This is a genomic window from Flavitalea plasmicola (assembly GCF_030546645.1).
Taxonomy (GTDB): domain Bacteria; phylum Bacteroidota; class Bacteroidia; order Chitinophagales; family Chitinophagaceae; genus Puia.
The window spans coordinates 675,557-689,138 of record NZ_JAUOTO010000005.1; the positions used below are offsets into that span (position 1 = coordinate 675,557).

Below are 13,582 nucleotides of genomic sequence, written 5' to 3' on the forward strand. Positions count from 1 at the left end.
CGGATCAACCTCCATGTTGCACCCCGTCAAAGCTGAACAATACCTCTCCGAGCTGGAAATGATCCGGAAGTCGAGGGCCGACCTCACGCCCCGGATGATCGCCCTGGCCAAGCTGTTCGACCGGCTGGTGAAGTCTATTACGGCTGACGAGCGGATGGTGTTCCGGAACTTCTATGCCCGTTTCAGGTATTTATTAGCCACCCTGCCCATGCGGGATGTGGAACAACGTAACCTGGAGAATTTCCGCCGGCTGGTGAATGAAGGGGATGAAAGCAAGGTGAATGAAAAGGCGCTGGAGCAAGGCATCATGCTGCTGAAGAATGTGGTAGCCATGTCTTTGGGTGGGGCTGTCGTAAGGGATGAAGGCTTCAGGGAAGGGTATTTTACAAGATTATATCCAAAAAGGAACTATGCGAAGCTGACCGAGTTGCGGCTGTTGTGTTCATCCTGGACGGAAATGGAAGATCTGGGTGGGAAACAGGGCTTTGTGCTGCATGCGTATGATCTGAAGGACCTGGAAGAAGCCGTGCAGGTTCGAGTGCGTAAGGAAGAACATTATGATTACACCGTCATCAGAAGCTGGCTGAAGGAAGACGCCGTTCTGCATGTACAGCATGTGCGGGCGTTGGGCGACGGGACGAATTCCTACGAAACGACCTTCGACACCCTGATCACCCTGGAGCCGGACTTCCTGGTGGATGCCACGGAGATAGGGGAGTGTTATACTTTCTATGGCGCGAATAGTGATTTGTTCTTCTTAAATAGATTGGTCAGCGATCTGACAGGGGCAGCGGCTTTAAAGGGTAGTATTATTGGTTACTATCTCGATGAGCTGGTGCGTGACCCCAACCAGGACAAGAACGATATTTACCGGGCAGCCATGAAGCAGCACGCCATGAAAGCCGCGCAGCTGGGCCGTACCGAGATGCTGGCCATCCACCGGAGCATCCACACCGAGCATCTGCCGAATATCGTGGAGCTGGTGCGGCGAGAAAAGAAAAAAGACATCTGGATAGAGCCTACCTATTTTTCCACGGATTATGGTTTACAAGGGCGATTGGATCTGCTCTGTAAGAATGAAGATACCCGCACCCAGGATATCATCGAATTAAAGAGTGGCAGCTCGCCGAATCCTAATCCCAACCGGCTGGCCTTTCCCAATCACAAGATGCAAGTCGTTTGTTATGACATGATGCTGGAAAGCACGTATGGCAAGGACAGGAAAGGCTTCAATGCCGTCTTCTATTCCAAGTGCCCGGATTCGCCCTATCGCAACCTGGTGAGTGAACACCTGGAAAAAAGGCAGGTCCTCCAGGAGAGGAATGAGATCGTGGCGCATATCTATCAATTGGCCGGTGGGGACTTCTCCGTTTTGCAACGGATCAAAAATGAAGGCGTACGGGGCCTGCCGGTATTCAAGGAGACGATCCTCGCCCAGTTCCGCGCGTCCTATGAGCCGGGAAGGATCGCCACAGAGTATTACCAGCAGATGATCGCTTTCTTGCTGCGGGAGTTCATCAATACGAAAGTAGGACATCAGTTGAAGGAAGAGCAGGAAGATCAGCTGAATGGATTTGCGGGTCTTTGGCTGGATACCCGTGAGCGTAAAGAGGATGATTTCCGGGTGATCTACGATCTTGAGACGGTAGAGATAAAGGAGGGGCTGGGGTATATTCGTTTGAAGTTTACCAAAAAGATTGATCATGCATTCCGGAAAGGTGACCTGGTCATTCTTTATCCGAAGATGGGCGAGCACTATGAAGCGCTCCACCATCATATCCTGAAAGGCAGCCTGGATGAGATCCACCAGGACAGCCTGGTGGTCTGCCTGAACAACAAACAGACCGATTATAATTTTATCAAGACATACAGCCACTGGGCCGTGGAACCGGACATTTTCGAAAGGAATTATTGGAGTGGCATTGCCTGCCTTTTCAATGTGCTGACGGCCAGTGCGCGCAAGAAGCGTGTTTTGTTCGGACATGAGCAGCCCGTGTTTGTAAGAGAGGCGAGGTATTCTAATGATTCGTTGACGTTGATTCAGCAGACCAGTATCCAGCAGGCATTGGACGCGCGGGATTATTATCTCCTGCAAGGACCGCCTGGCACTGGCAAGACCAGCACTTTCCTCGTGCATTATGTACGGGAAAGTCTGCTCCGGACTTCGGATAAGCGCGTCGTGGTGCTGGCGTTCACCAATAAGGCCGTGGATAAGATCTGCGAGCATTTCCGGCATCCGCGGCAGGGAGCGCCTGTGTCGTATTTGCGCCTGGGTAGCCGCTATACGGAGGATGAGTTTGTTTTTTCCCGGCAGATCCAGGGCGACAATCCCGACAATTGGCGGAAGGTGATCGACGGCCACCGGGTTTTTGTCAGCACCGTCACTACCTTCCATAACAACTGGCAACTGCTGCGGCAGTTCATCCCCTTCAGCGAAGTGATCGTGGACGAGGCCTCTCAGCTGACGGAGGCCGTACTCAGCAGCGTGCTGGTGCTTTTCGACAAGTTCGTGCTCATCGGCGATCACAAGCAATTGCCGGCGGTGATCACCCAAGATGATAGTCTTTGTAAGATCGAGAGTGTCTATTTGAATAAATTAGGGATTGCGGACCTGCGCAAATCGCTCTTTGAGCGCCTGGTGGAAAATGCCACCAGCAAGCAATGGTTAGAGGCTTATGGGCAGCTGCGGGATCATTACCGGATGCACGAGGACATTGCATCGCTGATCTCCCGGCACTATCGTGCGGGGCTGGAGGCGGCATTGGAGGCTCAGCGGAATGGCGGCCTGGTGTATGAGCTGCCGGCAGGGCATTTTTTGCGGGATTATGGTCATCATCGGGTGTTGTTTGTCGAGACACCCAGTGAAGGAGGGCCGAAAAGGAATGAGAAAGAGGCGCTGATAGCGGCTACGATAGCCAATGCGCTGGTGGGAGCAGGGGTGGTACAACCTTCGGAGATCGGTATCATTACTCCTTTCCGGGCACAGATCGCAGCCATCAAAGAACATCTGCGGGACGGCTTGCTGGAAAATGAAGCCTTTATCATCGACACCGTGGAGCGGTACCAGGGGGACGAGCGGAAGATCATCATATTCTCCACGACGATCAGCGATGCCCGGCAGATCCGGACGATCCAAAGTGTGGCGGAGGATGAGGTATCCGTGACGGATCGCAAGCTCTTGGTCAGCATCTCCCGCGCTGTAGATCAATTGATTATTTTGGGGAATTCGGCGGCCTTGGGGAGGTCGGAGCTTTACGGGGAGATGATCGGGCAGATCAAAGAGAGGGGTGGGTATTTTGAAGGCATGCAACGATGAGGAGTGGAGGGTTGTCAGTGCTCTTATGAGGCAATATATCTTTTCTATCATTATACTGGCCGTCCTTGGCACCGGATGCGGGAAAAGCAGCGAAGACGGCCAGGTTTCCATCCAAAAGAAGTGGGCGCTTGTCAGTGATTCCAGCTACAGCTCTATCGGGATCGTGTACCAGGTCGGCGGTCGTGCCGGGACGCTTACCGACTATTGGGATTTCAGGAAAGACGGGCATGTTTACGTGAAAGAAGGGACGAGTCTGGATACGATGGCCTATACATTGAATTCTCCTGGTTCCATCACCATCACCGGCTTCTCCTTTTCGTTCGACGGGCCGATCAGCGCCTGCACCATCAAAACCCTGACGGCGCATGAGGCAGTGATCCGTTCGGACGAGTCATTGTCTCTGGGAACGTCCGTTCTAAGGGTCTTGCACCTGAGACGGTAGCAAAAACAGGTGTTTTTACGGGTATTTTCTTCTTGCCAATAGATTAGATTTGATGAAGCTAAAGTCAATCTGTTATGGCATCCGAACAAAAGATCAGGCAGGTGCTGGATCTGCTGACCATCGCACCGGCAGCACAGGCCGAATCCCTCCGGGCCGTGCAATCCCCCGCCTCCAAAGAACATTCCAAAAATCTTCGGGACCAGATCCTGCTCCAGGATAACATCGTGGGCGTGGGCATCGCGGAAAAAGTGTCCAAGGGCAAGAATGTCAAAAAGCTGGCCCTCACCTTTTACGTGGAAAAGAAGATACCCCTGCAGGACCTGCGGGCAAGCGAGGCCATTCCCCCCACGGTGCCGGAATCCATCTCAGGCCCGAGCGCTATCCCCACTGATGTGGTGGTAGTGGGAAAGATCAGACCCCAGGCCCAGCCCTTCATTACACGCCACCCCGTTCAGCCCGGCTTCAGCATCGGGCATAAGAATATCACGGCAGGCACGCTAGGCGCCGTGGTCATGAAAGGGAAAGACATTTTCCTGCTTAGCAATAGCCATGTCTTTGCCAACAGCGGACTAGGCAAGAAAGGCGACGCCATTCTCTACCCCGGACCCGCCGACGGTGGAGCCGATCCCACCGACACGGTGGCCATCCTGGAAAAATTCCATCCTTTCGTCAATACCGTGCAATTCGTCAACGAAGTGGATTGCGCCATTGCAAAGCCGACGGCGGCAGGCCTGGCAAAGATCAACCGGCAGATAAAAGACCTGGGATTCCCCAAGGGGACCATCAAGGCGAAAAGGGGCATGAAGATCGTCAAAGTGGGACGCACCACCCGTAAGACGGTGGGTGAGATCAAAGATGTCAATTTCAGGACGCAGATCACCTATGAGGGGGTCGGCAAGATCGGCTTTATGGAACAGATCTTTTGTACCCGCTACTCCGAAGGAGGCGACTCGGGCGCCCTGGTCCTGGACCAGTCGACAGGAAAAGCCGTGGGCCTGCATTTTGCCGGGTCGGAAGAAGGCAGCATGTGCAACCCTATTGATACGGTGCTAAAGCATATGGGTGTACAGCTGGTCCTGAAAGATGATGTTGCCGTTGTGAAAAAGGCGATAGCAAAGAAGGTGGCTGTGAAAAAGACGCCGGTGAAGAAGGCGCCTGTGAAGAAGAAGGCCCCGGTGAAAAAGAAGGTGTCAAAAAAGTCTTAATTTCATAGGATGGCTACGGAAAAGGAAGCAAATCTCGCCCGCGACCTACACGCCGACACCCTCGCGGAGCTGGGTGCTCATTCCATTGGGGTGGATGAGTTCGAGCTCGAAGGCAAAAAAACCTTTGGCGTGGTGGCTTATGTGGAAAAGAACATCGACGGGCTTCCTACCCATCTCTCCATCAAGAGCGGGAAAAAAGAGACACAGGTCCCGCTGCTGGCAAAGATCGCATCCCCCTTCAAACCAGAATAATCACCGTTAAATCTTTCCATTATGCCTTTTATCGTACTGCCCAAAGCCCGATTGAGAACCGTCAGGGCTGAAGCCCTCACCGTCGTGGTCACCCCGGAAATGGTGCCCCGCAACTGTCACCTGGAAGCGCCGGCCCTGCTGAAAAATATTAAGGCCATCCCCTGCAGTGATCAGTTCATTGCCTATGCTTCTCCCGACTCAACGTATGCCGTCACCCGCAGGCTCTTCGACGCCGCGAAAAAGAAGATCCTGATCGGAATCTACGATTTTACCGCCACCTACATGAAGGAGTTGGTCATCAACGCCATGAACAGGGGCGTCAAGGTCTCGCTCATGCTGGATGTGGACAATACGGATGAGGAAAAATTGATGAAAGACCTCGCCAAGCTGGGCGCCCAGACGGTGAGCGCCCCTTCCTGCGCCAATAAGATGCCCACGCACTACTTCGCCAGCTCGCATGAAAAAGTGATCGTGATAGACGACACCTGGTGTCTCGTGCAAAGCGGCAACTACTCCAATAATTCGATTCCCTTCAATGAGAAGGATGGCGGCGACCCTACCCACTTTATCACAGGCAACCGGGACATGGGGGTCGCCATCAAAAGCGCCGCGCTCTCTGCTTTCTTTACGAAGGTGCTGAAGGCCGATATTAAACTGGAGCTCGGCATCGAGGCGGCCCAGGCACTGGTGGCACCGCAGCCAGAGCTGCCGGAACTGTTCGAGGCGGTGCCGGAGCTGTTGCCGAAGCAATTATTTCCCAGCAAGACGCTTACGCCCAAAAAACCGATTGATGTGTTGCCGATCCTCAGCCCAGACAATTATATGGATGTGATCCCGAAAATGCTTGCTGCCGCGAAGACATCCATCCTGATAGAAAATCAATATATCCGGAGCAGCCAGCCACTGATCGCGCAATTGCTGGAGGCTATCAAGACGGCTGTTAAGAACAATCCGAAACTGGATGTCAGGATCATCCTGGGCAAGCTGTTCAGCCAGGCGGACGTGCCCAAGGAGAAGGCGAACGTGGCGAATATGAAGAAGCTTTACAAGCTGGCCTTAGGGACCAACATCCGCTATATCGATGTTAAGCGTTTTGTGCATTGCCATAATAAACTCATCATCATAGATGGAAAGACAGTGTTGACCAGCTCTCAAAACTGGAGTGACAGCGCTGTCAGCAAGAACCGCGAAGCAGGCGTGGTGATGACCTATCCGGACCTTGCGGCGTATTATACGAAGATCTTCGAGTCGGATTGGAGTACGGCATCGAAGACCATTCCTATTCCGCCTAAGAACGTGGCGGCGCCTGAGACATTGATGACCGGGAAGTTTGTGAAGGTGGTGCCGGCGGATTATGAGGAGGTGTAAAATAGGCTTTTGAGGAGATCTAACTGGGGAAAGGCTATTTATATAGAGCGGATCTTGGTGTGATGTAATGAGATTGTTACAATAAGTATGTCAGTTTTAAAATCATGTAAATTTAAATTGATAACATTGAAAAGAAAACCTTTGCCTCATGTGACACGGGAACCTTCATCATAAACACCAACTGTTCGATAAGAGAATAAGTATCGATAGAGTGTAAGTACCCCTTAGCTTAAAATAAAACCACCTTGACACAAACACTTTAATTGTAACGAGATTAACGTCGCTAATCACAGTCACCTCTACTATATTGGTGGCATTATTTGGATATGCGATAAATCGACACGAAACACATAATATACACGACAAGCTTTTGATAATTTCTATCTGCGGGGTTGTTTACCTTTTAACGATGCAAGGAGGGACCTGTAGAGAGCTCTTATTCTCCTTTGAATGGGACTTAATCCCGCCTAACACGCTATCTTTGCGCTGCATTGCCAATCAGCACATATGAAAGATAAAAAGCTACAGGTATTCGTTTCATCTACCTATTCCGATCTTAAAGAGGAGCGGCAGGCAGCCGTAGAAGCCATCCTGTCCTCCGGACATATCCCCGCCGGTATGGAGCTATTCTCCGCCGGCGATGAATCACAACTTGCCGTTATAAAACGCTGGATTGACGAATCTGACATTTATTTGCTTATTCTTGGCGGGAGGTATGGTAGCATCGAACCTCTTTCCGGGAAAAGCTATACCCAATTAGAATACGAGTATGCCGTCATACAAAGAAAGCCCTTGTTTGCCGTCGTCATGAATGAAAAGGCTTTAGAGGAGAAAGTCAAAAGAGAAGGGAGTCATGTATTGGAAAGAGAGAACCCCAAACTTCTACAAGCATTCCGCGATATCGTTCTTTCCAACCTGGTCAGATTCTGGGACGACAAAAAAGATATCAAACTTGCCATCCACGAAACGATAAGCGAATTTAGTTACACAAAGGTACTCGTCGGTTGGATCAGAGGAGACAACCAGGTCAATACGGGCATTCTAGCCGAAGAAATAGCGCGATTAACAAAAGAGAACGGTGAATTGCGGGTAAAGCTACAAGATCCACAGGGAAGAGACACCGCGCTATATTCTGGCATGACCTATGAACAGTTGCGAGACCTGCTAAAAAAACAAACTTTCGAAGATAATGTTTATGCTTCTAATCTTTTTGATCTAATTTTTTACATCGGGGCCAAAATAGAGAGCGATCACAGGGTACACCTCCCCAAATCCAACAAAGGCGCACAAAAGTTGGAATTATTTAAAATAATTTATCGGACAGGGTCAGATCTTGAAAATGCCTCTTTCCTCTTTACCCCTGATGGACATAACTTTTACTTAAAAGCGCTTCTTTTAGACAGCCAAGGTCAAACCACACAGTAAAAGACCTTTCCCACATGAAAAGGCGCCTGTGCCTAGAACAGGGATCGAACCCGCACATTGTTGCCAATAGCAGATTTTGACCCTCACTTCTCCGCAAAAAACTGATGAAAATAAGGTATCGTTTCGATCCCTTTGTAAAAATTTGCCAGGTCGAACTTTTCGTTGGGCGAGTGAAGGTTATCGCTGTCCAAGCCGAATCCCATAAAGACAACTTTTATACCCAGTTCCTTTTCGAAAAGGGAGCAGATAGGAATACTACCTCCACCCCGTACAGGAACCGGTTCCTTCCCAAAAGTCGCCTTGATGGCCTTCGCCGCGGATTGATAGGCTTTTGAATCGATGGGGGTCATATAAGGTTCGCCGCCGTGGTGTTCTTCAGCTTTCACTGTCACACCTTTGGGGGCGATCTGCTGAAAATAGTTCAGCAGCTTTTCCGTGATCTTCACCGAAGACTGGTTAGGCACCAGCCGGGCAGAGATCTTGGCCGTCGCTTTGGACGGCAGGACGGTCTTCGCACCTTCGCCCGTGTAGCCGCCCCAGATGCCGTTGACCTCGATGGTGGGGCGGATGCCGGTGCGCTCGTTGGTGGTATATCCTTTTTCGCCCCAGAGCTCGCTTACGCCCAGGTCTTTTTTATATTCTGCTTCATTGTAAGGTGCTGCGGCCATTAACTTGCGTTCTGCGGCTGTCGCTTCCACCACATCGTCATAAAATCCGGGGATGGTGATGTGATTATTCGCATCATGACAGCTGGCGATCATTTTGGCCAGAATGGTAATGGGATTGGCTACCGCACCGCCGTATACGCCGCTGTGGAGATCGCGGTTGGGACCGGTGACTTCCACTTCTATATAGGAGAGCCCTCTTACGCCGATGTCGATGGAGGGATTTTCCAGGCTGATCAGGGCGGTGTCACTGATGAGGATAACGTCGGCCTTCAGCAGGTCCTTATGGGAGGAAACGAATTTCGCCAGGTTGGGGCTGCCGATCTCTTCTTCTCCTTCGATGATGAACTTAATATTGGTGAGCATAGTACCCGTGTTGACCATGGTCTCCAGGGCTTTTACGTGCATGTAGAATTGCCCCTTGTCATCGGCGGAGCCACGGGCATAGATCTTGCCGTCCTTGATCACGGGATCGAAGGGGCCGCTGTGCCAGAGTTCCAGGGGGTCGGCAGGCTGTACATCATAATGGCCATAGACCAGGACTGTGGGAAGGGATGCGTCAACGATCTTTTCACCGTATACAACTGGATGACCATCTGTGGGGTAAATCACAGCCTCATCGGCGCCGGCTTTCAGGAGAGACTGTTTTACGGCTTCCGCGCATTTGGCCATATCGGGCTTGTGCTCGCTGCGGGCTGAGATGGAGGGTATGCGAAGAAGGTCCAGCAGTTCATCGAGAAAGCGCTGTTTGTTCTTTTCCTGGTAGTCTTTCCAAGCTGTCATGAGGATGTGATTTTTGGAAAGGCAAATATAGGGGATTTAGCCAACTGTGACCGGGGAAGGGGGTACCGCCGGTGCGGGGCTGTCGGCATGGCGGTATATGTATTCCAGGAAGAATAAGGATAAGGATACCTCCAGGATGACGATGAAGATCTGGTACCGCATGACAATGGCGGCGGCAAAAAGACTAAAGCCAAAATCGCAAAGCCAGAGGAAGAGGATCGCCAGAAGGCAATAATTGTATGGTTTTCCAATGCGTGACCATCCTTTGTTCAACAGGAAGCCCAGCAGGCTCAGGATAAAGGCGAGGTGAATCAGCCCGAATAATATGGGATAGAAAGAAGATATCTGCAGGCGGAGGTTGATATATTCCGGGTTGACCATGAGGGTGGTAAGCCCAAACCACCGGGTGGCTTCCGGGCCCAGTTCATCCGGCCGCAGGAAAAAAGGCGTGATTGTCTCATAGATTTCCCGTGGAGGGAATGCATATCGTTGCAGGTTGGGCCATAGGAACCAGCGGGCAAAGTGTATGGGATATTTCCGTGCCAGGTAGGACCCGTAGGCCGTATATAGCGGCCCCATGCGCGACCACTTTTTGAAGTTGAGAAAGGAGGCGGTGTCCTGACCATACTGCAGGACCATGTATTGCATCAGGGGGGAATAGCCTCCGAACATAAATGGGCTGCCATGAAAGACATCCGGTGTATTCAGGTCGCCCGGATCATGGGAGAGGTCAAAATACCGGCGCGCCATCCTGTCCAGTGTGCGGAACCGTGCCGGCACCGTATCAGACTTACCGGGATGTACATGGGCATACATATACATGGCATCATTCGCCAGCTTCCATCCGCCAAAAGGGGAAAATTGCCTTACCCCGCAATATTCTTCCATCTTGTGGCTGCTGTAGGTGATAAAGCCGGCCACCAGTAGAATGGGAAGGCCGATGCCGGCCAGTTTTAGCCGGATGTTTTGGCGGCTGAGCAGAAAGGCCAGGGCAGCTACGACAGGATAGTATAAGGCGTTGTAGCGGACTGTGAAAGTAACGAGGAGCAGCAGGGCATGAGTAAAGATCATGTAAGGCCGGGGTCTGTAGATGATCCATAGTAGCTGCACGACCCAAAGGATGCTGAGGCCATTGAACAGGGAGTCCGCCATAATGAGATTACCGGTATAAAGCAGGAGGGGATTGGCGAAGAAAAAGATGAAAAGGATATTGGAAGTAAGATTGCCAAGATTAAAAAAGAACCGCATGGTAAAGAAGAGGACCAGCAGGGAGAGCTCCAGGAACAAATACTGAAAGCATACCAGCACCAGCGGGGAATGGGTGAATAATCCCATCAGCTGCAGAAATCTGGAATACCCGATGGGCCATGCATTGACATCCGCATTGTTGGCGGCAGCCCGGATGTAGTAGTAACTGTCCATCACAAGGTTGGGATATGGGTAGAGGATCTTGAAAACCGCCAGCAGGATCAGGCTTACCCCTAAGGCGCTCCACAAGTAAAAGCGGTTTCTCCGCTGGCTCCATATGAAGTTGACCAGGTCAGGCATTGGACAAATATCTGCTGACGGGATGATCCTTTTGGGATCAATCCTGCGCCGGCCGGGAATATTTCCTGTAATTCCTGTTGATGAAATTCCGGCAGGGGTTTTCTAATCCATTGTATGTAACCGATGAGAGTATCACCAGGATAAACAGGTAGGTGAGTGTATAAAACAACCCCGGGAAAAATAATCCGGATTTTAGAGGAGGCAACACGGATTTTAAGCCGGGTAAATCCAGGAAGTCTATAAAAAAAAGCGTCACTATCGTTTGCATTAAATAAATAGAATAGGACACCTTACCGATAAACTGGGCCGGCCGTAGGGAGCATGTTTTATGAATAGCGCCACTGTTGGAGGCAAAAGACAGTGTCAATCCGACAAATGATGCAATAATTAACAGGTCATTTAAACCGTTGTGCATACAAAGCAGCGCTGCCGCAATGAAAAATAAAGCAATAATATCTTTACTGAACAAACTCCGGATTGAACTTTTTTTATATAATGCATAGGCCAGCATGCCCAGCGTGAAGCCTGCTATACCACGCAGAAATGCATAACTGTTGATGACATCTAATTTGTGTTGCACCGGCCTGTGCTGGTTTGCCCCGGATTTTGAAGGCAGCCAGTACACGAGGAATAAATAAGTGATGATGACGAAAACAGTCAGGATAAGGCGGGCCGGCTTTTCTGTCTTATGCATAAAAACAGCGAGCAAAGGAAAGACCATATACGCGGCCCATTCGGCACTAAGGCTCCAGGAGGGCGTATTCCACGTCACAGTATTGTGAATTCCAAAAGACTGCAGCAAAAAAATATTCGTAGGAATGGCGGCAGGATCGTTGGTCTCATTCCACTGCCAGGTGAAAATAGTTGTAACTACTAAAAACAACAGCGTGAAAATATGCAGCGGATAAATGCGGGCGACTCTTGCTACCATAAACCTTCTCAGGTTTTGCCTGGATATATTTTCAGCAAAGCTGTCGCCGTAAACATGCAGAATAATAAATCCGCTCATTATAAAAAACAGGTCCACCATCAGGTAGCCTTTTCTTAAAAGCATGACTGTAGTAAGGCGGGCAAAAATATTTCCATCATTTCTGAAATGAAAGACAGCCACCCATATTGCCGCAATGCCCCGCAATGGGGTGAGATTATTCAGATAAGGATGGTGCGCATTCGTCATCGTGGAGGAAAATAATAATATTGCACAGTGATGTCCCTGGACAGGTACGGTGCATAGTTTTCCAGGTTTCGTTTCAGCGTGATGGCCACACCTGAATCCATGCCATAGAAATTAAAAGTCTTTTTCCCGGACTGGTCATATGCGGGTATTTCCCAGCTGGCAGTCCTGACCCACCTTTCGGGCAATCCATGATCATACCGGTCAGTGATAATGGCCACCTGCGTGTTTTGTTCGTCGCTCAGCTGATGGACGAGCCGTGGGCTGAAGAAATGATGGACCTTGCTTCTGGCAACTTTTACACTGGCGAGTCCTGACAGATCAACATATTGCCCTTCCGCCAGATAGGACAGGACACTCATATCGTCAGACACAATGGACTGATGGTAGTAGTAGCGCCGGACAAACTGCCCCGCAGGATATTCCTGCCGGTAGATGCGGACGCTGGAACGGCTTGTCTCCCTGAAAGCATACAGGTTCCTTGTCATTATCAAAAGGGAAAAACACAGCGCTGTCAGCCCTGCAACCCAGGTGGTTTTCCGGTCCAGGCGTTTTATATGCCAACGGGACAGCAACGGCAGGGCCACAGCAAGGCCGCAACCCAGCAGCCAGTCGTAGCTCAGCATTGAACCTGCCGGCCCGACCATGAATGGATTGGGCAGGAAATAACTGCCTTTAAAGACGGAGACGATGCCAAAAGCAAGGATGGGCAACAGGCTCCATAACACCAGCTCAAAAGCTTCCAGCCATTTCCGGCGGAATATCAGCAGCAGGCTTGCACCTGCCACCAGAAGGGCGCCGTCATATCTGGAGGCAACCAGCAATGCGCCATATATCAGCGTCCGTCTTGAAAAGGCTGGCATGGTCCATTCATCCGACAGCCTGCTGACAAACAGAAAGGCGAAGAGCAACAGGAGGGGGCTTTCCATGCCGGAGATCACCATGAGCGGTAATGGCGTTAAAACAATTACTGCCAGCAGGACAAATAACTGATTCACCGGTCTGGTGCCCCTTTTGCTCAGCCATTTTTGTATGGCAGACAGAAGAATGATACCAATCACTGCATTGAGGATGGGGATAATCACCAGGTGAGCGCCGAAAATAAAAAAGACGGCTGCCAGCAGCAGGGGATAGAGCAGGGAGGGGGAAGCTGATTCGAAATTAAAAAGGCCGACACCCCATATATGCCGGAAGGCCAGTGCTTTGGCAGTGGACAGCTGCAGAAAGGATTCGTCGCGGGGCAGCGAAAAGGCACCGCCGGTCTTTTGCAGCAGGTGCCAGGCGGGGACCAATACAGGTAGGAGAAAGACCGCCGCCGCAATGACCAGGATCAGTCTGCCTTTGCCAGGATTGATAGCGCGCATATGGACAAGGTTTTGTGGAAAATAAAAATAAGACAACACC

Annotated in this window: 10 protein-coding genes; 6 read left to right on the forward strand and 4 right to left on the reverse strand. The window is 50.8% G+C overall.

The window, feature by feature from the left end; genetic code table 11:
* The first annotated feature begins 13 nt into the window (after nt 1–13).
* The 6 genes from Q4E93_RS21070 (at nt 14) to Q4E93_RS21095 (ending at nt 8,008) form a co-directional block, all read left to right on the forward strand.
* Entirely contained in the window at nt 14–3,316 is a 3,303-nt protein-coding gene (locus tag Q4E93_RS21070) for an ATP-dependent helicase (protein WP_303588616.1), read from the forward strand.
* A 25-nt stretch (nt 3,317–3,341) separates the two neighbouring features.
* Complete coding sequence (locus Q4E93_RS21075) at nt 3,342–3,758, forward strand: hypothetical protein (protein ID WP_303588618.1); 417 nt, start codon at nt 3,342–3,344, stop codon at nt 3,756–3,758.
* Between the two features lie 74 nt (nt 3,759–3,832).
* Entirely contained in the window at nt 3,833–4,963 is a 1,131-nt protein-coding gene (locus tag Q4E93_RS21080) for a chymotrypsin family serine protease (RefSeq protein ID WP_303588619.1), read from the forward strand.
* Nucleotides 4,964–4,972: 9 nt separating this feature from the next.
* Nucleotides 4,973–5,215, forward strand: coding sequence for a hypothetical protein (locus tag Q4E93_RS21085; protein WP_303588621.1), 243 nt, complete (start codon nt 4,973–4,975; stop codon nt 5,213–5,215).
* A gap of 21 nt (nt 5,216–5,236) precedes the next feature.
* On the forward strand, nt 5,237–6,583 hold the full coding sequence (locus tag Q4E93_RS21090; RefSeq protein WP_303588623.1) for a phospholipase D-like domain-containing protein: 1,347 nt from the start codon (nt 5,237–5,239) through the stop codon (nt 6,581–6,583).
* Nucleotides 6,584–7,090: 507 nt separating this feature from the next.
* A complete protein-coding gene (locus Q4E93_RS21095) occupies nt 7,091–8,008 on the forward strand; it encodes a DUF4062 domain-containing protein (RefSeq protein ID WP_303588624.1) in 918 nt (305 codons plus the stop codon).
* An 83-nt stretch (nt 8,009–8,091) separates the two neighbouring features.
* Here Q4E93_RS21095 and Q4E93_RS21100 read toward each other — a convergent pair whose 3' ends face one another.
* From Q4E93_RS21100 to Q4E93_RS21115, 4 genes are read right to left on the reverse strand one after another with little or no spacing between them, the layout of a single operon-like run.
* The gene (locus Q4E93_RS21100; RefSeq protein ID WP_303588626.1) at nt 8,092–9,456 is read right to left on the reverse strand and encodes a dipeptidase; all 1,365 of its coding nucleotides are present in this window, start codon (nt 9,454–9,456) and stop codon (nt 8,092–8,094) included.
* Between the two features lie 36 nt (nt 9,457–9,492).
* A complete protein-coding gene (locus tag Q4E93_RS21105) occupies nt 9,493–11,004 on the reverse strand; it encodes a hypothetical protein (protein WP_303588629.1) in 1,512 nt (503 codons plus the stop codon).
* A 37-nt stretch (nt 11,005–11,041) separates the two neighbouring features.
* Nucleotides 11,042–12,181 (reverse strand): acyltransferase family protein, encoded by a 1,140-nt coding sequence (locus Q4E93_RS21110; RefSeq protein WP_303588631.1) that lies wholly within the window; start codon nt 12,179–12,181, stop codon nt 11,042–11,044.
* The gene (locus Q4E93_RS21115; RefSeq protein ID WP_303588633.1) at nt 12,178–13,542 is read right to left on the reverse strand and encodes a DUF8728 domain-containing protein; all 1,365 of its coding nucleotides are present in this window, start codon (nt 13,540–13,542) and stop codon (nt 12,178–12,180) included. The genes Q4E93_RS21110 and Q4E93_RS21115 overlap by 4 nt, the downstream gene beginning before the upstream one ends.
* Between the last annotated feature and the right edge of the window lie 40 nt (nt 13,543–13,582).

Excerpts from the sequence above, each read along its gene's own strand:
- Q4E93_RS21105 (WP_303588629.1), bottom strand. The coding sequence starts at position 11,004 with ATGCCTGACCTGGTCAACTTCATATGGAGCCAGCGGAGAAACCGCTTT.
- Q4E93_RS21075 (WP_303588618.1), top strand. The coding sequence starts at position 3,342 with ATGAGGCAATATATCTTTTCTATCATTATACTGGCCGTCCTTGGCACC.
- Q4E93_RS21095 (WP_303588624.1), top strand. The coding sequence starts at position 7,091 with ATGAAAGATAAAAAGCTACAGGTATTCGTTTCATCTACCTATTCCGAT.
- Q4E93_RS21085 (WP_303588621.1), top strand. The coding sequence starts at position 4,973 with ATGGCTACGGAAAAGGAAGCAAATCTCGCCCGCGACCTACACGCCGAC.
- Q4E93_RS21080 (WP_303588619.1), top strand. The coding sequence starts at position 3,833 with ATGGCATCCGAACAAAAGATCAGGCAGGTGCTGGATCTGCTGACCATC.
- Q4E93_RS21115 (WP_303588633.1), bottom strand. The coding sequence starts at position 13,542 with ATGCGCGCTATCAATCCTGGCAAAGGCAGACTGATCCTGGTCATTGCG.
- Q4E93_RS21100 (WP_303588626.1), bottom strand. The coding sequence starts at position 9,456 with ATGACAGCTTGGAAAGACTACCAGGAAAAGAACAAACAGCGCTTTCTC.
- Q4E93_RS21070 (WP_303588616.1), top strand. The coding sequence starts at position 14 with ATGTTGCACCCCGTCAAAGCTGAACAATACCTCTCCGAGCTGGAAATG.
- Q4E93_RS21110 (WP_303588631.1), bottom strand. The coding sequence starts at position 12,181 with ATGACGAATGCGCACCATCCTTATCTGAATAATCTCACCCCATTGCGG.
- Q4E93_RS21090 (WP_303588623.1), top strand. The coding sequence starts at position 5,237 with ATGCCTTTTATCGTACTGCCCAAAGCCCGATTGAGAACCGTCAGGGCT.